General features: G+C 47.3%; 22 protein-coding genes and 7 tRNA genes. 20 read left to right on the top strand and 9 right to left on the bottom strand.

Going from position 1 to position 24,316, the window contains the following annotated elements; genetic code table 11:
* The first annotated feature begins 10 nt into the window (after window positions 1-10).
* Window positions 11-511: a zinc ribbon-containing protein gene (locus JFT56_RS14770; RefSeq protein ID WP_198780785.1), complete on the top strand. Its 501-nt coding sequence runs from the start codon at window positions 11-13 to the stop codon at window positions 509-511.
* Between the two features lie 81 nt (window positions 512-592).
* Here JFT56_RS14770 and JFT56_RS14765 read toward each other — a convergent pair whose 3' ends face one another.
* The 7 genes from JFT56_RS14765 to JFT56_RS14735 all read right to left on the bottom strand — a co-directional run bounded on the left by JFT56_RS14765 (window position 593) and on the right by JFT56_RS14735 (window position 7,532).
* Window positions 593-1,246, bottom strand: coding sequence for a class I SAM-dependent methyltransferase (locus JFT56_RS14765; RefSeq protein WP_198780784.1), 654 nt, complete (start codon window positions 1,244-1,246; stop codon window positions 593-595).
* Between the two features lie 242 nt (window positions 1,247-1,488).
* Window positions 1,489-3,063, bottom strand: coding sequence for an apolipoprotein N-acyltransferase (lnt, locus tag JFT56_RS14760; protein ID WP_198780783.1), 1,575 nt, complete (start codon window positions 3,061-3,063; stop codon window positions 1,489-1,491).
* A 6-nt stretch (window positions 3,064-3,069) separates the two neighbouring features.
* Complete coding sequence (corC, locus tag JFT56_RS14755) at window positions 3,070-3,945, bottom strand: CNNM family magnesium/cobalt transport protein CorC (RefSeq protein ID WP_198780782.1); 876 nt, start codon at window positions 3,943-3,945, stop codon at window positions 3,070-3,072.
* A 39-nt stretch (window positions 3,946-3,984) separates the two neighbouring features.
* Window positions 3,985-4,446, bottom strand: coding sequence for an rRNA maturation RNase YbeY (ybeY, locus tag JFT56_RS14750; RefSeq protein WP_198780781.1), 462 nt, complete (start codon window positions 4,444-4,446; stop codon window positions 3,985-3,987).
* On the bottom strand, window positions 4,436-5,491 hold the full coding sequence (locus JFT56_RS14745) for a PhoH family protein (RefSeq protein ID WP_198780780.1): 1,056 nt from the start codon (window positions 5,489-5,491) through the stop codon (window positions 4,436-4,438). Before JFT56_RS14745 ends, ybeY begins: the two co-directional genes overlap by 11 nt.
* Window positions 5,492-5,689: 198 nt before the next feature.
* On the bottom strand, window positions 5,690-7,114 hold the full coding sequence (gene miaB, locus JFT56_RS14740; RefSeq protein ID WP_198780779.1) for a tRNA (N6-isopentenyl adenosine(37)-C2)-methylthiotransferase MiaB: 1,425 nt from the start codon (window positions 7,112-7,114) through the stop codon (window positions 5,690-5,692).
* A gap of 85 nt (window positions 7,115-7,199) precedes the next feature.
* Window positions 7,200-7,532 (bottom strand): hypothetical protein, encoded by a 333-nt coding sequence (locus tag JFT56_RS14735; RefSeq protein WP_198780778.1) that lies wholly within the window; start codon window positions 7,530-7,532, stop codon window positions 7,200-7,202.
* A gap of 379 nt (window positions 7,533-7,911) precedes the next feature.
* On the opposite strand from JFT56_RS14735, the gene JFT56_RS14730 reads away from it, so the two are divergent.
* The 10 genes from JFT56_RS14730 (at window position 7,912) to JFT56_RS14685 (ending at window position 12,001) form a co-directional block, all read left to right on the top strand.
* On the top strand, window positions 7,912-9,051 hold the full coding sequence (locus JFT56_RS14730; RefSeq protein ID WP_233095610.1) for an FAD-dependent monooxygenase: 1,140 nt from the start codon (window positions 7,912-7,914) through the stop codon (window positions 9,049-9,051).
* 154 nt (window positions 9,052-9,205) lie between these two features.
* Window positions 9,206-9,793 carry an aminoacyl-tRNA hydrolase gene (gene pth, locus JFT56_RS14725; protein ID WP_198780776.1) on the top strand — a complete coding sequence of 196 codons (588 nt, stop codon included), beginning with the start codon at window positions 9,206-9,208 and terminating at the stop codon, window positions 9,791-9,793.
* Between the two features lie 130 nt (window positions 9,794-9,923).
* Window positions 9,924-11,015, top strand: coding sequence for a redox-regulated ATPase YchF (gene ychF / locus JFT56_RS14720; protein ID WP_198780775.1), 1,092 nt, complete (start codon window positions 9,924-9,926; stop codon window positions 11,013-11,015).
* 208 nt (window positions 11,016-11,223) lie between these two features.
* A tRNA-Met gene (locus JFT56_RS14715) sits at window positions 11,224-11,300 on the top strand.
* A gap of 28 nt (window positions 11,301-11,328) precedes the next feature.
* Window positions 11,329-11,413 (top strand) — tRNA-Leu (locus tag JFT56_RS14710).
* A 61-nt stretch (window positions 11,414-11,474) separates the two neighbouring features.
* Window positions 11,475-11,549 (top strand) — tRNA-Gln (locus tag JFT56_RS14705).
* A gap of 21 nt (window positions 11,550-11,570) precedes the next feature.
* Window positions 11,571-11,645, top strand: a tRNA-Gln gene (locus tag JFT56_RS14700).
* A gap of 2 nt (window positions 11,646-11,647) precedes the next feature.
* Window positions 11,648-11,724 (top strand) — tRNA-Met (locus tag JFT56_RS14695).
* Between the two features lie 81 nt (window positions 11,725-11,805).
* Window positions 11,806-11,890: transfer RNA gene (locus JFT56_RS14690), tRNA-Leu, on the top strand.
* A gap of 36 nt (window positions 11,891-11,926) precedes the next feature.
* Window positions 11,927-12,001: transfer RNA gene (locus tag JFT56_RS14685), tRNA-Gln, on the top strand.
* 364 nt (window positions 12,002-12,365) lie between these two features.
* Here JFT56_RS14685 and JFT56_RS14680 read toward each other — a convergent pair.
* Window positions 12,366-13,025, bottom strand: a complete 660-nt coding sequence (locus JFT56_RS14680; protein ID WP_198783592.1) for a hypothetical protein — start codon at window positions 13,023-13,025, stop codon at window positions 12,366-12,368.
* 505 nt (window positions 13,026-13,530) lie between these two features.
* Between JFT56_RS14680 and greA the strand changes: the two genes are divergently transcribed.
* The 4 genes from greA to secF all read left to right on the top strand — a co-directional run bounded on the left by greA (window position 13,531) and on the right by secF (window position 17,826).
* Window positions 13,531-14,007, top strand: coding sequence for a transcription elongation factor GreA (gene greA / locus JFT56_RS14675; RefSeq protein WP_198780774.1), 477 nt, complete (start codon window positions 13,531-13,533; stop codon window positions 14,005-14,007).
* A 346-nt stretch (window positions 14,008-14,353) separates the two neighbouring features.
* Window positions 14,354-14,863: a hypothetical protein gene (locus JFT56_RS14670; RefSeq protein WP_198780773.1), complete on the top strand. Its 510-nt coding sequence runs from the start codon at window positions 14,354-14,356 to the stop codon at window positions 14,861-14,863.
* Window positions 14,864-15,079: 216 nt separating this feature from the next.
* On the top strand, window positions 15,080-16,894 hold the full coding sequence (gene secD / locus JFT56_RS14665) for a protein translocase subunit SecD (RefSeq protein WP_198780772.1): 1,815 nt from the start codon (window positions 15,080-15,082) through the stop codon (window positions 16,892-16,894).
* Window positions 16,895-16,896: 2 nt separating this feature from the next.
* Complete coding sequence (secF, locus tag JFT56_RS14660) at window positions 16,897-17,826, top strand: protein translocase subunit SecF (RefSeq protein WP_198780771.1); 930 nt, start codon at window positions 16,897-16,899, stop codon at window positions 17,824-17,826.
* 78 nt (window positions 17,827-17,904) lie between these two features.
* Here secF and yhbY read toward each other — a convergent pair whose 3' ends face one another.
* Window positions 17,905-18,204, bottom strand: a complete 300-nt coding sequence (yhbY, locus tag JFT56_RS14655; protein WP_007646018.1) for a ribosome assembly RNA-binding protein YhbY — start codon at window positions 18,202-18,204, stop codon at window positions 17,905-17,907.
* Window positions 18,205-18,294: 90 nt separating this feature from the next.
* On the opposite strand from yhbY, the gene rlmE reads away from it, so the two are divergent.
* The 5 genes from rlmE (at window position 18,295) to tpiA (ending at window position 24,315) form a co-directional block, all read left to right on the top strand.
* A complete protein-coding gene (gene rlmE, locus JFT56_RS14650; protein ID WP_198780770.1) occupies window positions 18,295-18,924 on the top strand; it encodes a 23S rRNA (uridine(2552)-2'-O)-methyltransferase RlmE in 630 nt (209 codons plus the stop codon).
* Window positions 18,925-18,953: 29 nt separating this feature from the next.
* Complete coding sequence (ftsH, locus tag JFT56_RS14645) at window positions 18,954-20,927, top strand: ATP-dependent zinc metalloprotease FtsH (RefSeq protein WP_198780769.1); 1,974 nt, start codon at window positions 18,954-18,956, stop codon at window positions 20,925-20,927.
* 165 nt (window positions 20,928-21,092) lie between these two features.
* Window positions 21,093-21,926 carry a dihydropteroate synthase gene (gene folP, locus JFT56_RS14640; protein WP_198780768.1) on the top strand — a complete coding sequence of 278 codons (834 nt, stop codon included), beginning with the start codon at window positions 21,093-21,095 and terminating at the stop codon, window positions 21,924-21,926.
* Window positions 21,927-22,000: 74 nt separating this feature from the next.
* Complete coding sequence (gene glmM / locus JFT56_RS14635) at window positions 22,001-23,338, top strand: phosphoglucosamine mutase (RefSeq protein WP_198780767.1); 1,338 nt, start codon at window positions 22,001-22,003, stop codon at window positions 23,336-23,338.
* Window positions 23,339-23,532: 194 nt separating this feature from the next.
* Window positions 23,533-24,315, top strand: coding sequence for a triose-phosphate isomerase (tpiA, locus tag JFT56_RS14630; RefSeq protein WP_006082720.1), 783 nt, complete (start codon window positions 23,533-23,535; stop codon window positions 24,313-24,315).
* The last annotated feature ends 1 nt before the right edge of the window (window position 24,316 follow it).

Raw genomic sequence — 24,316 nt, 5'->3', positions numbered from 1 at the left:
AGTATTGGTTATGAATGATAGAAGTAACGCGCTACTAGGACTGTATCAAGCCTTAATTACCGAGGTGAAATCCCAATTTGCAGAAGATAACACTATGACTGCAAAGAATTTATTTAAATCAGTCACTCAAGGTAAGGAGTATTTGCGTCTTAAAGAACAGGCCAAAGAAGATGAACTCGCGTTAGTGGAACAATTCTTAAAGCGTGATATAGCGAGTTTTCTGCGTGAGCAAAATGCCGATAGTTTCAGCCATAGCCCAAGTGTCATTGCCATGGAAAATACCCTGTGGCACTGGCTGAGTGAAATAACCGACCGTAGCCAAGTGGAGTGGCACGAGTTAACACAGGATTTTAAGCACCATGGCTATTATCAGAGTGGTGATATTGTCAGCCAAGGCATTATGGTCTGCACCAATTGTGGCCATGAAATGAATATTGAATTTCCTGGGGTTGTCCCCGATTGTCCCGAGTGCGATAACGAAGAGTTTACCCGTGAACCGCTAACGCCCTAAGCGTGAACTTTGCCCCCAAAACGACGCCTAGGCGTCGTTTTGGGGGCGAAAATAGAGGGAAGGGCGTTGGCCAGGATGGGATTAATTGCGGCAATAGGTCAGAATTTGGCCATGAAAAGGTGCAGTTAAAAATGCCGTATTAATGGGTTTATGTTGGGAATGGTCAAAACCGAGCATGACCATTTTTTTACTAAATTTGGCGTGATTTCCGCGACCTGGATCGACCAGCACGACATCGCAACTTGGCTTGGCATGTTGTTCTATAAATTGAGAAAGTAAATCCGCATGCTCTTGTTCATACAGTAGATCGCTACCGATAATCAAATCGAACATGCCCAATTCCGATGCCGTATCGGCCCAGCCCGTTCGTACGAAGGGAATGACTCGGCCGTTATTGAGCGCCACATTTTTTGCAAGAAAACCACCGGTTTCAGGGTGATAGTCCGTTGCTGTGATATCGGCATGCCTGTGATTAAGCACTAAGCTGGCAAGGCCAATTCCGCAGCCAACCTCCAAAATGCGTTTATTGCTAATATCGTAGTCAAGCATATGGTGGGAGAGTACCTGTCCGGATGGCCAGATAATGCCAAATAATGGCCAAGTGGCAGAGGAAATGCCGAGTTTTTCTGCCTCGCCGTTAATATCTTGAAATTCTTGGTTATCTCTAAGGGTGCGAACATGGATGTCAATCGTCCCAAACTCGTGGGTTTGGTAGCGGGTACGCAGGGGAGCCATAGGTTTGCCTTGGTATGAAATACGAGGCAGTCAAGCAAGGCCGCGTTTAATGGGGCACTTTACCCTGAAATCAGCACAGTGGCTAATCTATTTTATCAAGATTGATTTGCTGAGATTGGCCGCATCAGCAGCCTTGGAGATTGAGATCATACTGCGGTGGCGTGTTGGCATCCGTTGCTTGGGTATAACGAAAGGTGAAGCCAGATACTTTTTGATTGGTGCGATAGTACACAGTCTAAACCCTATTGCGCTTTAGCACGTCTGCCAAGGCCGAGTAACACGAGTAAGCCACAGAGTAACAGCAGGGGCATTTGGCCTATTTTGGCGAACCATGTTTGCCCTGTCACCAGTGGAATGGTTGCACTCAGGACGCCCGTTTCAAACTGCGGTAATGATGCGGTGATATTGCCCTTTTCATCGACCACGGCGGTAACTCCATTGTTGGTCGCACGAACTAAAGGGCGGCCCAGTTCAATTGAACGCATTTGGGCCATTTCCATATGTTGCAGTGGCCCATTTGAGGTACCAAACCAGGCATCGTTTGACACTGTGAGCAGAATATCGGTATCTAGGTCGACACTGTCCCTGAGCTGCTCAGGGAACGCGATTTCATAGCAAATTGCCGGTGCAATTTTATGTCCAAGCGCGCTTAGATTCGGCTGACGGTATTCGCCTCTAGCAAAGGATGACATTGGCAGATTGAAGAACGGCGCTATCGGGCGCAGCAGTGCCTCGAAGGGCACAAACTCACCAATCGGCAGCAGGTGATGTTTCTTAAATTGGTTGCTGCCATCGGCCTCATAATCGGGGCCTGTTTGTTGTTTCTGATTATGATTACCTAGCACAATCAATGAATTATAGAATTGATTGTCCTGATGACTAATAATGCCAGTGATAATGGAGGTGTGATTTAGATTCGCCACTTTATTAGCATTATCTAAAAACTCCTGCACCATAGACTCGGGCGCCGGGACGGCGGCCTCTGGCCAAATAATGATATCGGCATCTAAGTGTTCTCGGGATAAATCCATATATTTCAAGAGTGTTGGCCACAGAGCTTCGGGTTCCCACTTCATGCTTTGGGGAATATTACCTTGCACCAGCGCCACTTTGACGCTCTCGCCCGTTGGATGAATATCGGAAAATTTAGGTACAACCCAGGCACTCAGTACGATGAGTGGCAGTAAAATCAGTAAGCTTTTATAACGCTTAGTCAAACAAAGGGCTAATGCACCCGCGAGCATCGCTAGCACAAAGCTTAATCCCAGCGCACCTATGATGCTAGCAAGGGGCTTTAGCGGCCCTTGGGTTTGCGAATAACCCGCCCATAACCAGGGGAAACCCGTCATCACCCAACCACGAGCCCATTCGGTTAAGGTCCACAGTGCGGGGAATAGGGCGAGATTACGCCAAAGACTGAACTTAGCTTCGTCAGCACGACTGCGCGCGTTGGTTAACCACGCCAGCGCTAAACCCGTCAGCGCGGGATATAAGGCTAAATACAGGGCCAATAAGGCCATTAAGCCAATCGATGCGGGGAGTGGTAGACCACCAAAGGTGTCCATACTCACGTGCACCCAGCTGATCCCGACGGCAAAACAACCAAAACCAAAGCTTAACCAATAGTAAAAGTTAGCCTTAGTCGAGAGGGGCTGACTCTGCCAAAGGGCCAACGCCATGGCGATAGGATAGATAATCCAGATGGAATAAGGGGCAAATGAAAGTGCCGTACTGGCACCAAGGACAAATGCCAGTACGAGCCTCAAAGCGTGGGTTCGGGACTTTTGTTGGGCAAAAGCCCGAATGTTATTTAGCACGAGTGATTATTCTATGTCTTCGCTAGTATTAGGATCGGGGAGTTTAACCCTGAGTTGGATTAAACGCCTGGTATCGGCGCTAATCACTTTGAACTCTATGCCTTCAATCATAATGCTTTCATTGCGTTCAGGCAGATGGCCGAAGGCGTGGGAGACTAAGCCACCGACGGTATCAAACTCTTCATCGCTGAAATCAGTATTGAATTCTTCGTTAAAATCTTCAATTGGCGTTAACGCCTTCACCATATAAACCGTGTTGCCGACTTTGCGGATCTCGGTTTCTTCGGCGCTATCGTGGTCGAACTCATCTTCAATCTCACCGACGATTTCTTCCAGAATATCTTCGATGGTCACAAGGCCAGATACGCCGCCGTACTCATCGACAACAATCGCCATATGGTAGCGTTGCGAACGGAATTCTTTAAGCAACACATCGACGCGTTTGCTTTCTGGCACAACCACTGCGGGACGGATCACCCGACTGAGGGAAAAGGGCTCATCACTGTTGGAAAAACCGTATGGGATCAAATCTTTAGCCAGCAATATGCCTTCGATATGATCTTTGTCTTCATTCACGACGGGGAAACGGGAATGGCCAGAGCCAATCACAGTGGCAAGGAGCTCTTCAACGGTATTGTCGATTTGAATCGCGACAATTTGAGCTCTTGGGATCATAATGTCCCGAACACGCATATCAGAAACTTCTAATACACCCTTGATCATTTCGCGGGTATCTTCAGTGATCAGATCGCGCTGCTCTGCACCATCAATCACATCGACTAAATCTTCGCGATTTTGAGGTTCGCCCTGAAATAACTGACTTACTCTATCAAACCAGCTTTTTTTATGGGCGTTCGTACTCGGGGGGATATCGTCACTCATAGTTTTCTCATTAACTCAGATAAACCTTATCTCAGTTAATTATTCTTCCTTATATGGGTCAGTAAAACCTAAGCTTACAATGAGTTGAGTCTCCAATGACTCCATCTCTTCAGCTTCTTCATCTTCAATGTGATCATACCCTAGCAGATGCAGACAACCATGTACAACCATGTGCGCCCAGTGCGCTTCTAGGGATTTTTGCTGCTCACGGGCTTCATTTTCAACGACTGCGGCGCAAATAACAAGATCCCCAAGCAATGGAAGTTCAATTTCTGGCGGTGCTTCAAAGGGAAAAGACAGCACATTGGTCGGTTTATCTTTACCGCGATAGGTACTGTTAAGCATTTGGCTTTCACGGCTATCGACGATGCGGATCGTCAATTCTGCCTGATCCATGCTGTTGCCAATGGCTGTTTTCGCCCATAGCGTCAATTGTGCTTGTGTTGGCAGGTAGTCGCTTGTGGTGGCGTACTGAACGTCTAAGGCTAAATCAAGACTCATGCTTTAGGGTTTCCTGCTGTTGTTGAAGTTGTTGATAGTGACTTTCTTTTTTCGCCTTTAGGGCCTGCTCTTTTTGATCGAAGGCGTCATAGGCTTCAACGATGCGCGCAACCACGGGATGACGTACTACGTCTTGGGAGACGAAGAAATTAAAGCTGATTTCTTCAACTTGGCTTAACACTTCAATTGCATGGCGCAGTCCTGACTTAATATGTTTAGGCAAGTCGGTTTGGGTGATATCACCGGTGATCACCGCTCGAGAGTTAAAACCAATACGGGTTAAGAACATCTTCATTTGCTCAATAGTCGTATTTTGGCTTTCATCGAGAATAATAAAGGCATCGTTTAAGGTGCGACCGCGCATATAGGCCAGTGGTGCCACTTCGATGACGTTTTTTTCGATCAGGCGCTCGACCTTCTCAAAACCGAGCATTTCAAACAGGGCATCGTAGAGCGGGCGCAGATAGGGATCGACCTTTTGGCTCAAATCGCCGGGTAAAAAGCCGAGTTTTTCACCGGCTTCCACCGCAGGGCGAGTTAACAGGATGCGGCGCACTTCTTGACGTTCTAAGGCATCCACCGCGGCTGCAACCGCAAGGTAGGTCTTACCGGTTCCCGCAGGGCCAATCCCGAAGGTGATATCATGGCGCACAATATTGGCGACATAGGTACTTTGGTTCGGATTGCGCGGTTTAATGACGCCACGGCGGGTTTTAATATGCAGGGCTTTATCGTCACCGCTATCGTCCTGCTCAAGGGCGATAGCCTCTTGAATGGCGATATGCACTTGTTCAGGCTCAAGATCCGGTGTGCTGCCTTTCACTGTTTGGGTTTCGATATAAAGTTGTTTAAGCAAATTATTCGCACTTAAACAGTTGCGTGGCAGTCCAGTGATTTGAAAATGGTTGTTTTTACGAACAATTTCAACGCCTACTCGGCGCTCAATCTGTTTGATATTGTCATCGAATGGACCGCACAATGACGCCAAACGGCGGGTTTCGGCGGGTTCGAGATACAGATTCATAGTGGTTAATTTACTGGACAAATAGTGCTCCTACTGCCAAGGGAAAAGCCATGTGCGATATGTTTTTACCGCAGGATAATGTCAGTTTACGAGCCATAGCCGATAATTGCTAACGGAAAATAGCAATTGCCTCGGTAGACTTAAACAAAAGTGTGTGAAAGCAAAAGGGCGACTAAGTCGCCCTTCTTTATATAGGTTCTGTTTCATCCGATTTAAAGCTTACGGCTTAAATTGAGTGACGCCCAAATCATCATCTTGCTTATGTTTAGCTAGGATATCCGCTGGGCGTAGGCTGCGGCGCAGATCCATTTCATCTTCACCACGGATAAACTTGCCGCGCAGTGAGTTGGTATAGACGTCAACAATCTCCACATCCACAAAGCTGCCGATATGTTTAGGTTGACCTTCGAAGTTCACTACTCGGTTGTTCTCGGTGCGACCACGTAGCTCCATCGGATTTTTCACCGAAGGACCTTCCACCAGAATGCGCTGTACTGTGCCCATCATATGACGGCTGTAGCGCATGGCTTGCTGGGTGATGCGGTCTTGCAGAATCGCCAGACGTTGTTTTTTCTCTTCCATATCGACGTCATCGGGCAAATCCGCCGCTGGCGTGCCCGGACGTGCGCTATAGATAAAGCTGAAGCTGTGGTCGAAACCGATTTCTTCAATTAACTTCATGGTGTCGGCAAAGTCTTCCTTGGTTTCGCCAGGGAAGCCAATGATAAAGTCAGAACTGATTTGAATATCTGGACGGGCTTTACGCAGGCGACGGATGATCGACTTATATTCAATCGCCATATGGCCGCGTTTCATCGCCGTGAGAATTCGGTCAGAACCCGATTGTACGGGTAAGTGCAGGAAGCTGACTAATTCAGGAGTATCTTGGTAAACGTCAATAATATCCTGGGTGAACTCAATTGGGTGGCTTGTGGTAAAGCGAATGCGATCTATGCCGTCGATGGCGGCGACAAAGCGCAATAATTCCGCAAAGCTACAAATAGCGCCATCGTGGGTTGCACCGCGGTAGGCGTTAACGTTTTGACCGAGCAGGTTCACTTCGCGTACGCCTTGCTCTGCCAACTGGGCGATTTCAAGGATGATGTCATCCAGTGGACGGCTGACTTCTTCACCGCGGGTATAAGGGACCACGCAGAATGAGCAGTATTTGCTGCAACCTTCCATGATAGACACAAACGCCGTTGGGCCTTCGGCGCGTGGCTCTGGAAGGCGGTCAAATTTTTCGATTTCAGGGAAGCTGATATCGATAACCGCTTTGTCACCACGGCGCACTTGCTCGATCATGTCCGGCAGACGGTGCAAGGTTTGTGGTCCAAAAATAATGTCGACGCATTGTGCTCTGTCTTTAATGGCTTTGCCTTCTTGAGACGCAACACAACCACCCACACCTATGATGAGGTTGGGGTTTTTATCTTTCAGCGTCTTCCAGCGTCCGAGCTGATGGAACACTTTTTCCTGCGCTTTTTCGCGGATGGAGCAAGTGTTTAGCAGGAGAATGTCAGCCTCCGACGCTTCTTCAGTCAAGGTATAACCTTGGTATTCGCCTAACAGATCAGCCATCTTGGATGAGTCATACTCATTCATTTGACAGCCCCAAGTTTTAATATGGAGTTTTTTACTCATCAGTTGTGTCGCCCTAAGATGCCCAGTAAAAATAGCGCGACATTTTACCTGCAGTTAGGGCCGCTGACCAGCTTTGTCCACACTTTTACTTGTTGGCTTTCGCCGTTTGTGATAACCACATAGAAGCTAGGTTTTTATCCTTGGCATTGACCTGTGCCGCTGCAATGCGATTAACGCCGTGTGCTCTAGCCATTTCCAGTAAACCGTTGCGTGCTTGAATGCTAATATCCTCACGGATTTCGAGTCGAAATTCGTTCAATATTTCCGTGGTATGTTGATATAAGGCATAATCTATGGGTGAACGGTAAGTCACTGTGATGATTTCCATATCGGTGTTTGCCGCCATGGCATTACCCCATGGGATCAGGCTGCAAACCAGTAAACTACCTGCTATCTGTAAATGGGTGAGTGTTTTCATGACATCCTCGCTAAGGTGTAAGGTGGATTCACTTGTTAACTCGTTAGATACGGCTAGGGCTAGTTAAGTGAGATGTTAAATTTGTTTTACTCCGCTCGAATGAAACTTTATCTCGATGGTGTCGCTTAGAGTGTAGTGAGGATAGAAAAAGGCGAATGTTGTCTTTGTAAGCAACTGTGAGCAAAAGCCCCTATAGCAACATTTGCTCACCTTTGCGCCTAAATTGACATGCTTTTGATACAATGCGAGCGAATTCCCATGGGGTTGGGTCGCAATTAAGAAGGGAATACAAGTCGTGATTGAGATAAGCCAGAATGAAGCTGTAACACAGGTCGCGCCCGATGAACTGACATTTGATGTTATTTTAGTGGGCGGCGGTATGGTTGGCGCGGCGACCGCTATCGGGCTTGCTGAGCAAGGTCTTAAGGTGGCTGTGGTTGAGTCTTTTGTGCCTAAGGCCTATGGGCCTGAGCAGCCGTTAGATGTGCGAGTATCTGCCATTAGTGTTGCCTCTGAAACATTACTCGATCGCTTAGGGGCGATGGATGCGCTGCTGCAAATGCGCAATGTGCCTTATCTTGGCTTAGAAACCTGGGAACTCGAAGGTTGCATTACTCAATTTCACTGCAGTCAAATTGGCGCCAGCCATTTAGGGCATATTGTTGAAAATCGTTTAATTCAACTTGCGCTGTGGCAACGGATGGCGCAATTGGATGGCATCACCTTATATTGTCCGGATAAGGTCGCGGCATTTGCCCGTGGTAGCGATAGCGTCAGTGTGCACTTGCAGTCCAACATTAAACTGACCGCTAAGTTATTAGTGGGGGCCGATGGTGCAAACTCCCAAGTACGCCAGTGGGCGGGGATAGGGATTACGGGGTGGGATTACGCCCAATCGGCGATGTTGATCAATATAAAAACGGCACAGGGACAACAGGATGTCACTTGGCAGCAGTTTACGCCTAAGGGGCCGCGCTCCCTATTGCCTCTGCCCGGAAATAACGCTTCACTCGTTTGGTATGATGATGCTAATCGCATTAAGCAATTGATGCAGCTAAATAATAAACAGCTTGCAGAGCAGATAAGAGTGCATTTCCCTGCGCGTTTAGACGCCGATTTTACCGTTGAGAGTAAAGGCAGTTTTGGTCTTACCCGCCGCCATGCACAGCGCTACTATAGCCAGAACGTGGTGATCTTAGGCGATGCCGCCCATACGATAAACCCGCTTGCAGGCCAGGGTGTCAACCTTGGATTTAAGGATGTCGAAGCGCTGCTTGCGGTCATCAAGGAAGCTTTAACACAGCATGAAGCATGGTGGTCTAAAGAGGTGCTGGCTCGGTATCAAGATAGGCGATATCGGGATAACCAATTGATGATGACGACTATGGATGTCTTTTATGCGGGCTTTAGTAATGACATTTTGCCGCTGAAACTACTGCGAAATGGCGCCCTTAAATTGGCCAATATCAATTCACCTATCAAGCAAACCGTTCTCAAATACGCTATGGGTTTAAACTGAAGCTTGAACTTTCCGGGATTCTGAAGCGGTAAATTGATGCGGCATTTGTTGACTTTGGCTTTGAGTGCTAAAATGCCGCGTTTTTAGCGAGTATGGTCCATTTCAGTCGTATTCCCCACGGCAAAAATAGGACGACATCACGATATTGAGTGCCATGAGCGAAATTAAATTAATCGTTGGTCTTGCCAATCCCGGGGCCGAATATGCACAGACACGCCATAATGCGGGCGCTTGGTACGTGCATGAGTTAGCTAGGATCTGTGGTGTGACCTTAGTGCCCGATAGCAAGTATTTTGGTGTGACGGCAAGGGCGGTATTGCATGGTAAAGATGTGCGTTTGCTGATCCCGACGACTTATATGAATTTAAGTGGTAAAGCCGTGGGTGCCTTGGCGAATTTTTTCCGTATTACGCCTGAAGAAATTTTAGTGGCCCACGATGAGCTTGATATGCCGCCCGGGGTGGCTAAGTTTAAACTCGGTGGCGGCCATGGTGGCCACAATGGTTTGAAAGATATCATTGCCAAGCTCGCGAATGATAAAAATTTTTATCGTCTACGCATAGGCATTGGCCATCCAGGGGATAAAAACCAAGTCAGTGGTTATGTTTTAGGTAAAGCTCCAGCTAAAGAGCAGGAGCTGATCGAAGCCGCGATCGACGAAGCGGTGCGTTCCACTGAGATCCTGTTTAAAGAAGACATGGTAAAAGCCATGAACAGATTACACTCCTTTAAAGCACAGTAGGTTTTGCCTTTGGCGAAACACAGATATTAAGTGATTTAAGTATTCAGTAATGTGCTGCCATAGGGCAGGACGACTAAACCTCGCTGATGAGTGTGACTCGTCAGCCAATAATCGAGAGAAAGGTAAGCATATGGGTTTTAAATGCGGCATTGTTGGTCTTCCTAACGTAGGTAAATCAACGCTTTTTAATGCGTTAACTAAGGCTGGCATCGAAGCGGCTAACTTCCCGTTTTGTACCATAGAACCTAACACGGGTGTGGTTCCTGTGCCGGATCCACGTTTAGATGCCCTCGCTGCGATTGTGAACCCACAACGTGTGCTACCCACAACGATGGAGTTTGTGGATATTGCAGGCTTAGTCGCGGGCGCCTCTAAGGGTGAAGGTTTAGGTAACAAGTTCCTTGCCAACATCCGTGAAACCGATGCTATTGGACACGTAGTTCGTTGTTTTGATGATGATAACATCGTCCATGTGGCTAACAAGGTTGATCCTGCCCGTGATATCGAAGTCATCAACACTGAATTAGCCTTAGCCGACTTAGACAGTTTAGAGCGTGCGGTGCTCCGCCAGCAAAAACGCGCTAAGGGTGGCGATAAAGACGCTAAATTTGAAGTAGAAGTGCTGGAAAAAATGCGTCCAGTGCTCGATGAAGCCAAAATGTTGCGTTCAATGGAATTATCGAAAGAAGAACTAGAAGCAGTAGCTTACCTGAACTTCTTAACCTTAAAACCGACTATGTACATTGCTAACGTCGCGGAAGATGGTTTTGAGAATAACCCGCATTTAGATGCAGTTCGTGCGATTGCCGCTACGGAAAACGCTATCGTTGTTGCTGTGTGCGCCGCGATTGAATCTGAACTGGCTGAGATGGAAATCGCCGATCGCGACGAGTTTATGGCCGATTTGGGTATCGAAGAACCTGGTCTAGACCGCGTGATCCGCGCAGGTTATCAGTTGCTGAGTCTGCAAACTTACTTTACCGCAGGTGTAAAAGAAGTGCGTGCTTGGACAATACCAGTGGGGGCGAGTGCTCCACAAGCTGCTGGCGTTATTCATACCGATTTTGAACGCGGCTTTATTCGTGCCCAAGTGATGGCCTTTGAAGACTTCATCACCTATAAGGGTGAAGCGGGCGCTAAAGAAGCGGGTAAATTACGCGTTGAAGGTAAGACTTACATCGTTAAAGATGGCGATGTAATGCATTTCCTATTTAACGTATAAGCGCTGTTATTCAAGGCGTAAGCTAAAGCTTTTTTCGCTTGAGATGGGCAACAGACGTTAATTTAGCGCATCTGTTGCTCAGTTTGGTGAAGTAATAGCCGAACAGCTTAAGCTTAGGGAAATAGCGAAAAAAAGCTGTTGACCTAGGTACATCGAATAAGCATAATACGCCCCGTTCCTCGCTGAGAGGGGCGCGCAGTACCGAAGTGGCAATGTAGCTCAGCTGGTTAGAGCACAGCACTCATAATGCTGGGGTCGCAGGTTCAAGTCCCGCCATTGCTACCATCTTTTCAGGATGTAAAATTGATACAGTGCGGGAATGGTGAAATTGGTAGACACGCCAGATTTAGGTTCTGGTGCCGCAAGGTGTGAGAGTTCAAGTCTCTCTTCCCGTACCATTTTTTAGAGATATGAATTTAGAAACATCGGCGATAGCGGATGTTTGAAACAGAGTTTAGTTGGGGTATCGCCAAGCGGTAAGGCACCGGGTTTTGATCTCGGCATACCTAGGTTCGAATCCTAGTACCCCAGCCATTTTTCAGTTTCCAAGTTGTTTGGGGTATCGCCAAGCGGTAAGGCACCGGGTTTTGATCTCGGCATACCTAGGTTCGAATCCTAGTACCCCAGCCATTGGCAATGTAGCTCAGCTGGTTAGAGCACAGCACTCATAATGCTGGGGTCGCAGGTTCAAGTCCCGCCATTGCTACCATATTTAAATCCACGCTAAATCATTTGATTTATCTGGAAAAATCTAGAACTACTTGTATGAGTAAGTCTGGTACATTTTGATGCGGGAATGGTGAAATTGGTAGACACGCCAGATTTAGGTTCTGGTGCCGCGAGGTGTGAGAGTTCAAGTCTCTCTTCCCGTACCATCAAAATGCAACCTTTAAGGTTGATGACAAGTTAATTGGGGTATCGCCAAGCGGTAAGGCACCGGGTTTTGATCTCGGCATACCTAGGTTCGAATCCTAGTACCCCAGCCATAGTTAAAAAGCCCGTCCATGACGGGCTTTTTGCTTTCTGCCTTTTGTAATGCTCTTCTTTTGTTATTTCTTTATTGCCCCATTATTTTTTAGCAGTTTTTTATGCATCATCCAGATAGTCTTTTATGCGTTATCCAGATAAAGCCGAACGTGTTAAGGGGTATGAAAAAAAAGAAGGACGCAGATCTGCCGTATTGGCTGAGATAAGTATCAACTTATTTTGAGGATTAGACGATCGAGATAAAAAAGCCACAGTGCTTAAATAACCACTGTGGCTTGAGTCTGCATTATGCTTTAAAGCGTTATCGCGACTTGGATGAAATATGCTCGCACAATAATAGGCCGCCCGATAATGGGCCCGTCATTATTGTACAGGCTTGATTTCTTTGATTGGTGTCGCTTCTTTTAGTGGTGCGATTTCAGTATTTGCCTTTTCAAGTACGGAATCCTGCACAGTATCCTGCACTGTATTCACCTCACCCGACGCGATAGCTTTGAGGGGCGCAGCAGCGGTTCCGACTTGCTGTTGCAGCTGATTTGTCCCCGCTTCAATTGCCTTTTGTTGCAGCTTTTGCGGATCGGTATAGTCGACGAGTTCTTTTGGCCAGCTAGGAACGAGTTTCTCGGCCTGATCCGTAAACTGCTCTGAGATAATTTTTGGCGAGCCACCCGTTAGCAACATCACTGCCATTTGATTGGTATCCGAGTTCCACACAAATCCAGCTTTTTCAGCCATTTCAGGCACTGGTGTGTAAGTCGACACCATATAAAATAAGGGGCCTTCCTGCTGAATTTTGTCGGCAGTTTTAAGCAATGACATGGTCGTGTCGTAGTTATCCCCTAATAAGGCTTGCATGCGATCTTTGATTAAGGGTTGCTCAAATAATCCAACATCATTTGGATTTAAGCCGACGAGGGGTTTTAACAGCGCCCACATCAATTGGCCTTGGGGTGACATTAATAATAGTGGCGCTACACAGGCGTTTAGCATTAGCGCTAACCACACTATATGTAAGCCGCGCATTTTTTTGAGCAGAGATGTACTCAAGATGATATTTCCTTCGGAATTACCAGCAAGTCGCCGGCGGCGGATTGTAGCCGATCGCGATTCTGTAAACGAGGGGGGTAAAAAGTTAATTTTAAGGTGGAAGTTTTACGTAAATGCCCTTATTTAAAGTGCAAAATGCCTGCAGCCTGTTCGGCGTGTGAGTCTTTGTATTGAGCTAACTTGGTCTGGGACTCTTTATCGGCGCAGCAGGTATCACCCTACCTGACTAGCGGATTTAGGTTTCATTGCTGGTAACTCTGCGTCAGGTTAGGTAAGCTGCATCAATCTATTGTTCTTGAGGCGGCGGTGACCGATTCTGTCATTGATATGCCTTGAATTGAAGCACGCTAGGCGCTCTGAAACTCGTATCTTGAGGTAGCTTAGGTATAAGGTTAGAATAGCGCAATTCCACCCTCATTTGACTGTGTTGACCTTAGCGTTGGCACGGGTTGCTTTTGTTTTAAAGGAGACGAAAGAAGTTATGACTAAGGTTCCTATGACCGTTGTCGGTGCAGAGCAGCTGCGTAAAGAATTAGACATTCTCAAGTTTGAACGTCGCCCTAAAATTACTGAAGCGATTGCCTCAGCAAGGGAGTTAGGCGACCTAAAAGAAAACGCGGAATACCACGCAGCCCGCGAGGAACAAGGTATTTGTGAAGCACGTATCCGCGATATCGAGGGTAAATTATCTAACGCGCAGATTATCGACGTGACTAAGATGGTGAATAACGGCCGGATTATTTTTGGCGCCACAGTCACCATTTTAAACCTCGATACCGATGCCGAAGTGACTTACCGTATCGTCGGTGACGATGAAGCCAACATTAAAGAAAACCTGATTTCGGTAAACTCACCGATTGCCCGCGGCTTAGTGGGTAAAAATGAAGGTGATGAAGTCTCTATCACCACGCCTGGCGGCTTAACCGACTACGAAATCATCTCGGTACAGTATTTATAATCGGCTTATCTACCTAGCTTATATAGTCAACTTCAATTGCCTAGTTAAGAGTGTAATGAGTGTGACTCGCCATGGTTTTAAAACCGCCCTCGGGCGGTTTTTTGTTATCCGCTAACTGAGACTCATTGAGTCTTTATGCGTGTTGAGTGTTCGCGCTTAGGGGCTGAATATCGGCTTTTAGTCAAAGATGGAGACTGCACTGTAGAGTTAAATTCGGGGCAAGATGGATAAAGATTAATTTGTCTCTTGATACACTTTTACTTAAGCTGCAAATCAAACCATAAATGGGTTTATCTTTCGTTTTATAAGAGGGCACGCTTTGGTAAAACATTGGCGTACAGGATTAATGTTAGTTTGCGTGGCGATCATGTTGATCGCGCACTCGGCTAGCTATACGCCAAAAACCGCAGCACAGCGCAGCGAATTCACTCACCAGCATGTTCAGCTACGCCCGGTTCAGATGCATCCTATTCAGAACGATACAGTTCAAATAGATACAGCTCAAATAGACACTGGGGATCTCGATAATTCGGCTGCCAATGCTGTCATTGCCGACTCAGAGTCTCAGCCTACACCTTGCCCTAGTTCCGATTATGTGAGTCATTCGGACGAGTTAAATTTTGCCCCGATAAATTCGCCGCGTTTTCTCAGCCTTGCCCAGCACGATGTGCGAGAGGTGAAGCCGGAATATTTGCTTGCACTGGATTTTACTGCCGAATCCCCGCCTAATATCCTTGAATCGCCCACGCTCAATATCGCATCCGATTGGACGCTTTCAGCCGTTTCTTCTCCGGCCCGAATTTCCGGGTGGAAAGTCTCAAATCTTCAATATCGATTTAGCCAACAAGCCGCTTAACCCGCCTCTTTAGGTGTGCCATCGACCGGAGTCTGCTCCCGTTGAGCTTGCATGCCATTGCATTTTTGTTCTCACCGAAACTTTTTATCGCGGCGGTATTCGCTGTGGTACTTGCGCCTCGCTTCGTTGGCGCACGATACAGGTTTTGGGTTGATATCAATATGTTCGCTTAGCAATGTGAGTTAAATGCTAAGTGATAAAAAGTGAGTTAATCCCATGGAAATAAAATCCAATAAACGGCTGTTAAATCAATATTCAACTTGGAAATATATAGTCCTTATCGTCACTATCATAGTGATGTTATTCAGTGCCTTGCCGACATTTTATGGTGAGGATGCCGCTGTGCAGGTAGGCGCTAAGGCGGGGTTAACACTCACCCCAATTGCCCTTCGGGATAAGCTGCAAGCTGAAGGCGTGACGGTAAAACGTATCGACCAAAAGAATGGCGAAACCTTAATTGTCCTCGATGAGGATAGCCAACAAACCTTAGTTAAAACCTTGGTTTCTTCAATGGTGACAGAGCCAAAAGAATTGACCTTATCCCTTGCCAGTGCGGCGCCAAGTTGGTTACAAAACTTAGGTTTCCAGCCGATTAAACTCGGGCTCGACTTACGTGGTGGTGTGCAGTTTCTACTCGATGTGGATGTTGAGCCTGTGTATCAAGCTCAGGCTGAGGCGTTAGTCGATTCGTTACGGCAGTTTATCCGTGAGCAGAAGATCCGCGGTGCTAGCGTGCATTTGGATCAAAGCAGCCAGTTGAACTTAACCTTGCCCGATAATGATGCCCGTGCCGCCGTGCGTCAGATGATTAAACAATCCTATCCCAATTGGCAGTTATCTAATGCCGATGGCGCAGGTTTACAGATTAAGTTGAGCCAAGAAGAACAAACGAAACTGCGGAACTTAACCGTGCAGCAAAACCTGCAGGTTATGCGTAGCCGAATTGAAGAACTTGGCATCACCGAAGCTCTAGTGCAGCGTCAAGGTGATCATCGAATTCGGATTGAATTGCCTGGCGTACAAGATCCCGCCGCCGCTAAAAACGTTATCGGTGCTACGGCGAGTTTGGCTTTTTTCGAAGTGAAAGAGTCTGGCTCTGTCAATGCCATGGTGCTGAATGACAAGTCGGGCAAGCCTATTTATGTGAGCCGCACGCCTGTGCTGGGTGGCGATCATATTGTCGATGCGAGGGCGAGTTTAGGTGAGATGGGCATGGCCGAGGTGAATATTAACCTCGACCATGTGGGCGGACAGAAAATGTCTGAGTTTTCCCGTGCCAATATCGGTAAACCTATGGCGACGTCTTACAGTGAATACAGCCGTGATGAACAAGGTAAGGCCAAGCAAACTCAAGAAATTATCAGCGTAGCGACGATTCAATCCCAACTTGGTGATCGCTTTCGCATCACGGGTGCTGGCACCTATCAAGAGGCGCAGCAGTTAGCCCTATTACTGCGTGCGGGTTCTATGACGGCGCCCGTGACTATTGTTGAGGAGCGCACCATAGGCCCGACCTTAGGTGCTGAAAACATTGAAAACGGTTTTGCAGCCCTTGGTTTAGGGATGGGCATTACCTTGCTGTTTATGGCGCTTTGGTATCGTCGTCTCGGTTGGGTGGCGAACGTAGCACTTATCTCTAATATGGTGATCCTGTTTGGGTTACTGGCGCTTATCCCTGGTGCAGTATTGACCTTACCCGGTATTGCCGGTCTAGTGCTAACGGTTGGTATGGCTGTCGATACTAACGTGCTGATTTTTGAACGAATAAAGGACAAGTTGAAGGAAGGTCGCAGTTTTGCTCTAGCGATTGATACTGGATTTGATAGCGCGTTTTCGACCATTTTCGACGCTAACTTCACCACTATGATCACCGCTGTCGTGCTGTACTCCATCGGTAATGGCCCAATCCAAGGCTTTGCCTTGACTTTAGGTCTAGGTCTATTGACCAGCATGTTTACCGGTATCTTTGCCTCAAGGGCCTTGATCAACTTAGTTTACGGCCGTGATGCTAGCCGTCATGTGAGGGTATGAGTATGAAAAATATCAATTTAATGGGTAATTTAACTCAGTGGCGTTATGTCTCCAGTGCTATCTCTATTTTATTGATGATAGCGTCATTAACCATCATCGGCGTGAAGGGCTTTAACTGGGGCTTAGATTTTACCGGTGGTGTGGTGACCGAAGTGCAGCTCGATAGAAGAATCACCAGTAGCGAGTTACAGCCCTTATTAAATGCCGCATATCAACAGGAGGTCAGTGTGGTCTCGGCCAGTGAGCCGGGGCGGTGGGTGCTGCGCTATTCCGATATAAAGAGTGCCGATACGCAGAGTACAGATACCGAGCAAGGGAATATCGATATTCAGCAGGTGTTATCACCCCTTAACACTGAGGTGCAGGTACTGAACAGCAGCGTCGTTGGACCGCAGATTGGTCAAGAACTGGCGGAGCAGGGTGGTCTTGCGCTGTTAGTCGCTATGCTGGCGATATTAGGTTATTTAAGTTATCGCTTCGAATGGCGACTCGCCTCGGGCGCTTTGTTTGCGCTAGTGCACGACGTAGTCTTTGTGCTAGCGTTTTTCGCGCTGACGCAAATGGAGTTTAATTTAACCGTGCTTGCCGCTGTGCTGGCGATTTTAGGTTATTCCTTAAATGACTCGATCATCATTGCTGACCGCATTCGTGAGTTATTGATTGCTAAGCCAAAGCTTGCGATTCAAGATATTAATAACCAAGCGATTGTGGCGACATTTTCCCGCACTATGGTGACCTCTGGGACCACTTTAATGACTGTGGGTGCACTGTGGATCATGGGCGGTGGGCCGCTGGAGGGATTTTCGATTGCGATGTTTATCGGCATTTTAACCGGCACTTTCTCATCGATTTCAGTGGGTACCTCACTGCCGGAGTTTTTAGGTTTAACGCCTGAGCATTACAAGGTTCAAGTGATTTCAGATACGCCTTAATCGATGAGCGTAAAGCAAAAACAAATGGGCCACTCAGTTGAGTGGCCCATTTGTTAACACGATATAAATCAAGAAAAATTACTTTGCCTTTGGCAGAGCAATCTTCATTTCGGGTGATTGACGATAAATCACCAGAATATGACCAATAAGTTGCACTTTTGCGGATTGAGTTTCACGTACTATGGCATCAACGATGGCATTTTTTAGCTCTCTGTCGGCAGAGGCTACTTTCACTTTGATCAATTCATGATAAGCGAGTGCGCTTTCAATTTCAGCGAGTACACCTTCAGTCAATCCATTGGCACCAAGCAGCACCACTGGCTTTAAATTGTGCGCCAGACCTTTTAAATGCTGTTTTTGTTTGGTTGTTAAGTTCATTTCTACCAACTTTTGCTGAGTTACTGTTGAAAAACGGCTATTCTACCCTTATATAGCCCTTGTGTAACTCTCAATTGTTGCGGATTTTAAATGTCAGGTAAAAAACGTACGGCCAGTTCCAACCGCTGGATGCTGGAACACTTTGATGATCATTATGTCAAACTAGCACAGAAACGGGGATTGCGTTCTCGCGCTGCGTTTAAGCTTGAAGAACTTCAGCAAAAGGATCAACTTATTCGCCCTGGTATGACTGTGGTCGACCTAGGTGCAGCGCCTGGCGGCTGGTCGCAGGTGGCGGTGAAGTTGGTCGGAGATAAAGGTAAGGTCATCGCCTGTGACATTTTGCCTATGGATCCCATCGTCGGGGTAGACTTTTTGCAAGGGGATTTTCGTGAAGATAAAGTCCTCGAAGCATTGCTTACCCGCGTCGGTGCAGATAAGGTTGATGTTGTGTTGTCTGACATGGCGCCCAACATGAGTGGTTCAGACGGTGTCGATCAACCGCGCGCCATGTATTTAGTGGAGCTGGCGTTAGATATGTGTCATCAAGTGTTGGCACCTAATGGCAGTTTTGCGGTCAAAGTCTTTCAGGGGGAGGGCTTTGACGACTATATGAAAGCGGTTAAAGAGGCGTTCAAAGTAGTAAAAACACGTAAACCGGACTCTTCGCGGGCACGTTCCCGTGAAGTCTATCTTGTGGCGACAGGGTACAAGTTGTAGTACCCTAGCGTTAATCATCGCAAGACTTTATGAGGTCTAGTAATTTGAGTGACATGGCAAAAAATTTAATACTCTGGGTTGTCATCGCCGTTGTGCTGATGTCAGTGTTTCAGGGTTACTCCCCCTCTTCTTCGTCATCGCAGAAGATGGATTATTCTACCTTCCTAGACAATGTTCGTGATGGACAGGTCGCTACGGTCGAAGTAAAAAGCGATCAGCGTACTATTGAAGGGTCTAAGCGAACGGGTGAAAAATTCACAACCATCATGCCGTTATATGATCAAGATTTGATTAATGATCTTGACCGTAAAGGTATCACTATGAAAGGCCAAGAAGCCGAAGAGTCTGGGTTCCTAACTCAAATCTTCATCTCTTGGTTCCCTATGTTATTGCTTATCGGGGTATGGATTTTCTTCATGCGCCAGATGCAAGGTGGCGGTGGCAAAGGCGCTATGTCCTTTGGTAAGAGCAAAGCCAAGCTGATGAGCGAAGATCAGATTAAAACCACTTTTGCCGATGTTGCAGGTTGTGACGAAGCAAAAGAAGAAGTGAAAGAGCTAGTTGATTACCTACGTGATCCGACCAAATTCCAAAAGTTGGGCGGCCGTATTCCAACGGGCGTGCTGATGGTGGGGCCTCCTGGTACAGGTAAAACCTTGCTGGCAAAAGCCATTGCGGGTGAATCTAAAGTGCCTTTCTTCACTATTTCAGGTTCTGATTTCGTGGAAATGTTTGTTGGTGTCGGTGCATCCCGTGTGCGTGACATGTTCGAACAAGCGAAAAAGTCGGCACCTTGTATTATCTTCATCGATGAAATCGATGCGGTAGGTCGTCAACGTGGCGCGGGTTTAGGTGGCGGTCATGATGAACGTGAGCAAACACTGAACCAAATGCTGGTTGAGATGGACGGCTTCGAAGGTAATGAAGGCGTTATCGTTATCGCGGCAACTAACCGTCCGGACGTGCTCGATTCTGCGTTATTGCGTCCAGGTCGTTTTGACCGTCAAGTGGTTGTTGGCTTACCTGATGTTCGCGGTCGTGAGCAGATTTTAAAAGTGCATATGCGTAAAGTGCCGCTTTCTGAAGATGTGAAGGCGAGCGTAATTGCCCGTGGTACGCCTGGTTTCTCGGGCGCTGACTTGGCTAACTTAGTCAACGAAGCTGCCCTGTTTGCGGCTCGTGGAAATCGCCGAGTTGTAGGCATGGAAGAATTTGAACGTGCAAAAGATAAAATCATGATGGGCGCTGAGCGCCGCTCTATGGTGATGTCTGAAGCCGAAAAAGAAATGACCGCATACCACGAAGCGGGCCATGCTATTGTGGGTTGTTTAGTACCAGAGCACGATCCTGTGCACAAGGTGACTATTATTCCTCGCGGCCGTGCACTGGGCGTGACTTTCTTCTTACCCGAAGCTGACTCAGTGAGCCAGAGTCGTCGTAAGTTAGAGAGCCAAATTTCGGTTGCCTACGGTGGTCGTTTAGCGGAAGAGCTTATCTACGGTAGCGACAAAGTGTCGACGGGTGCATCACAGGACATCAAATACGCGACATCTATTGCGCGTAACATGGTGACCCAGTGGGGCTTCTCGGACAAGTTGGGTCCATTACTCTATGCCGAAGAAGACGGTGAAGTGTTCTTAGGGCGCAGCATGGGTAAAGCCAAAGCCATGTCCGATGAAACCGCGACCATTATCGATGCCGAAGTGAAAGTCTTTATCGACAAAAACTATGGCCGTGCTAAGCAGATATTGACGGATAACCTCGATATTCTGCATTCGATGAAAGAAGCTTTGATGAAGTATGAAACCATTGATTCACTTCAAATTGACGATTTAATGAATCGCCGTGAAGTGCGCCAACCTGCCGATTGGCAAGTCGATGACAATGGTTCAAACGATAAAGGCAATGGCCAGGGTGAACCTGCAGTCAAAACGGAGGAAACCGCTAAGGCGGCTCCCGTTGAAACTGAACTTAAAGATGTGGATGAATCCCCCATTAAGTAAGTTGTCGTAATAGAAAGAGAACCCCGTAAAGGGGTTTTCTTGTTTTACCTTGCTAAAAAATTGACTGCGTTGTCATTTGTTACTGTTTCTTCATTCTAAAGATCCCCAAGCTGTGGGGAGACAATCGGTAATGCGCTAGCAAGCAGCCCCAACTGGAGTAAATGCGTGTTTGAATTAATTGTTGGTACTAAACGCCTGTCTTTAGCTTCCCCCGTTGTGATGGGTATTCTTAATGTGACTCCCGATTCTTTTTCCGATGGTGGCAAATTTTCCTCCTTCGAGCTTGCCTGTAAGCATGCAGACGAAATGGTCGCCCAAGGCGCCAAAATCATCGATATTGGCGGCGAGTCGACAAGGCCAGGTGCGGCTGATGTGAGTGTTGAAGATGAATTAGCCCGAGTGATCCCGCTCGTGAGCTATGTGGCTAAACACCATGATGTGTGGATTTCGGTCGATACCAGCAAACCTGAAGTAATGCGCCAAGCGGTTAATGCTGGCGCGCACTTAATCAATGATGTGCGTGCCCTGATGGAGCCTGGGGCGCTTGAGACCGCTGCGCAGTTGAATGTGCCTATTTGTTTAATGCACATGCAAGGCGAGCCGCGCAGTATGCAGAGCGCTCCCGAATACCAAGATGTCATTGTCGATGTCGCTGAATTTCTTACCGAGCGGATCCAAGCTTGTCTCGATGCGGGCATCCCGCGGGAACACTTATTGATAGACCCCGGTTTTGGCTTTGGGAAAACCTTAGAACATAACTATGAACTGCTGGCAAAGTTAGATACTTTTGCCCAGTTTGAATTGCCGATATTGATCGGTTTATCCCGTAAGAGCATGATAGGTAATCTCCTCGGAAGACCGACCTCAGAACGTTTGGCGGGGAGCCTGGCTGGCGCTATGATAGCGGCCCAAAAAGGGGCTCATATTATTCGCGTACATGATGTCCCTGAAACAATAGATATGCTTAAAGTGTTACAAGCGACACAGGCATATCTCTAAACGCTATTCTTGTTAAGTATCTAATTAATATTATGATCCCAGTTAACTGGGACACATTTAGTGTATGGGGCGATATGACTGAACGTAAATTTTTTGGAACCGATGGTATTCGTGGCAAGGTGGGTTCAGGGCAAATGACGCCTGAGCTGACACTGAAATTAGGTTGGGCCGCGGGACGAGTGTTATCTCGCAGTGGCACCAAGAAGGTGATTATCGGTAAAGATACCCGCATCTCAGGTTATATGTTTGAATCTGCATTAGAAGCGGGTCTTTCGGCCGCGGGCCTCAATGTGATGTTAATGGGACCTATGCCAACGCCCGCAGTGGCCTATTTGACGCGTACATTCCGCGCCGAGGCTGGGGTTGTGATCAGTGCATCACACAATCCCTATTATGATAATGGCATTAAATTTTTCTCTAACGACGGCAGTAAGTTAGACGATAAGCTAGAGTTAGAAATTGAAGCCGAGCTTGAAAAGCCCCTCGTTTGTGTCGAGTCACATCTGTTAGGCAAAGTCTCCCGTATCGAAGATGCCCGCGGCCGTTATATCGAGTATTGCAAAGGTAATTTCCCGGCAGAGCATACCCTAACGGGCTTAAAAATTGTGGTCGATTGTGCCCATGGCGCAACTTATCATATAGCTCCTGCGGTATTTCGTGAATTAGGCGCCGAAGTGGTCGCCATTGGTGATAAGCCTAATGGCGTGAACATCAATGACAAAGTCGGCGCGACGTCCATGGGCAAAATTTGTGAAACCGTGCTTGCCGAAGGCGCCGATTTAGGTATCGCGCTCGATGGTGACGGTGACCGCATTATGATGGTCAACAGCAAAGGGGAGGTGATTGACGGCGACCAAATCCTCTATATTCTGGCCTGTGATGCGAAAAACCGTGGCGTATTACGCGGCGGAGTTGTCGGTACCTTAATGTCTAACCTTGGGCTAGATTTAGCCCTGCAAGCGCTCGATATTCCCTTTGCCCGTTCAAAGGTGGGCGACCGTTATGTGATGGAATTGCTTAAGGAACTCGATTGGCGTATCGGCGGTGAGAATTCAGGACATATTCTGAATTTAGATCATGGCACGACAGGCGATGGTATCGTCGCTGGGATCTTAGTGTTAGCGGCCATGCGTCGACAAAACGCGACCCTAGAGCAATTGACAGCACCTATGGAAATGTTACCGCAAGTGCTAGTCAATGTGCGCTTTGAGGGCGAGCATGATCCCCTGAAGTCCGATAAGGTCAAAGCGGCCCAAGCTCAAGTCGAGTCACAACTCGGGGCTCGTGGTCGAGTATTGCTACGCAAGTCAGGTACTGAACCTTTGATCCGTGTCATGGTAGAAGGTGACGATCATAGTGCAGTATTGGCCCACGCAAATTTGATCGCGGATGCGGTAAAATCGGCAAGCTAGTATTTACCCATTTTGTAATGAGTGCGGCTGATACCGATTGAAAATGAAGGTGTTAGCTGCACAAATGAACAGAAAGCAGCTTTGGAGTGTAAAAATTAAGCATTCCAACCTGATATCTAAAAAAATTCGAATTTAGCTATTGTAACTTAATAAGTGGTTCGCTATTATTCACGCCGCTTTCAGAGGAGACAGTGATGGCACTCAGACGTCCTATGGTAGCTGGCAATTGGAAGATGAACGGCAGTGCGGCATTAGCACAAGAGTTGTTCAAGAAATTTGCATCTAAGCTCCAAAATGATTCAGCTGAAGTGGTTTTATGCCCGCCTTCTATCTATCTAGAGAGCGTTAGGCAACTGCTAGAAGCAAACAAGGAAGCGTTAGACGGTTCACTTGTTAGGATGGGCGCACAAAACCTAAGTCAACATGACTTTGGCGCTTATACCGGTGAAGTTTCAGGTCAGATGCTCAAAGATTCAGGATGTCGATATGTGATTATCGGGCATTCAGAACGTCGCCGTATGTACGGAGAGACGAGTAATATCGTAGCGGAGAAATTCGCCGCTGCACAAAAGCACGGTCTGACCCCAATTTTATGTGTGGGTGAGTCGGGTCCAGCGCGGGAAGCAAGACGTACCTTTGAGGTGATTGCTGAAGAGTTGGACATAGTGATCCAGAAGAATGGCACTATGGCTTTTGATAACGCCATTATCGCCTACGAGCCATTATGGGCTGTGGGGACAGGTAAAAGCGCTACACCAGAGCAGGCACAGGAAGTTCATGCGTTTATTCGCAAACGCCTCTCTGAAGTATCTCCGTTTATCGGAGAAAATATCAGGATTCTCTACGGTGGTAGTGTAACACCGAGTAATGCTGCAGATTTATTTGCCCAACCTGATGTTGATGGTGGACTGATTGGCGGTGCCAGTTTAAACTCTAGCGAGTTTTTAAGTCTGTGTACCATAGCGATGAGCGCATAAT

Origin of the sequence: Shewanella putrefaciens (assembly GCF_016406305.1) — a bacterium.
Lineage (GTDB): Bacteria > Pseudomonadota > Gammaproteobacteria > Enterobacterales > Shewanellaceae > Shewanella > Shewanella putrefaciens_C.
This window is presented reverse-complemented; position numbering and strand designations above follow the sequence as displayed.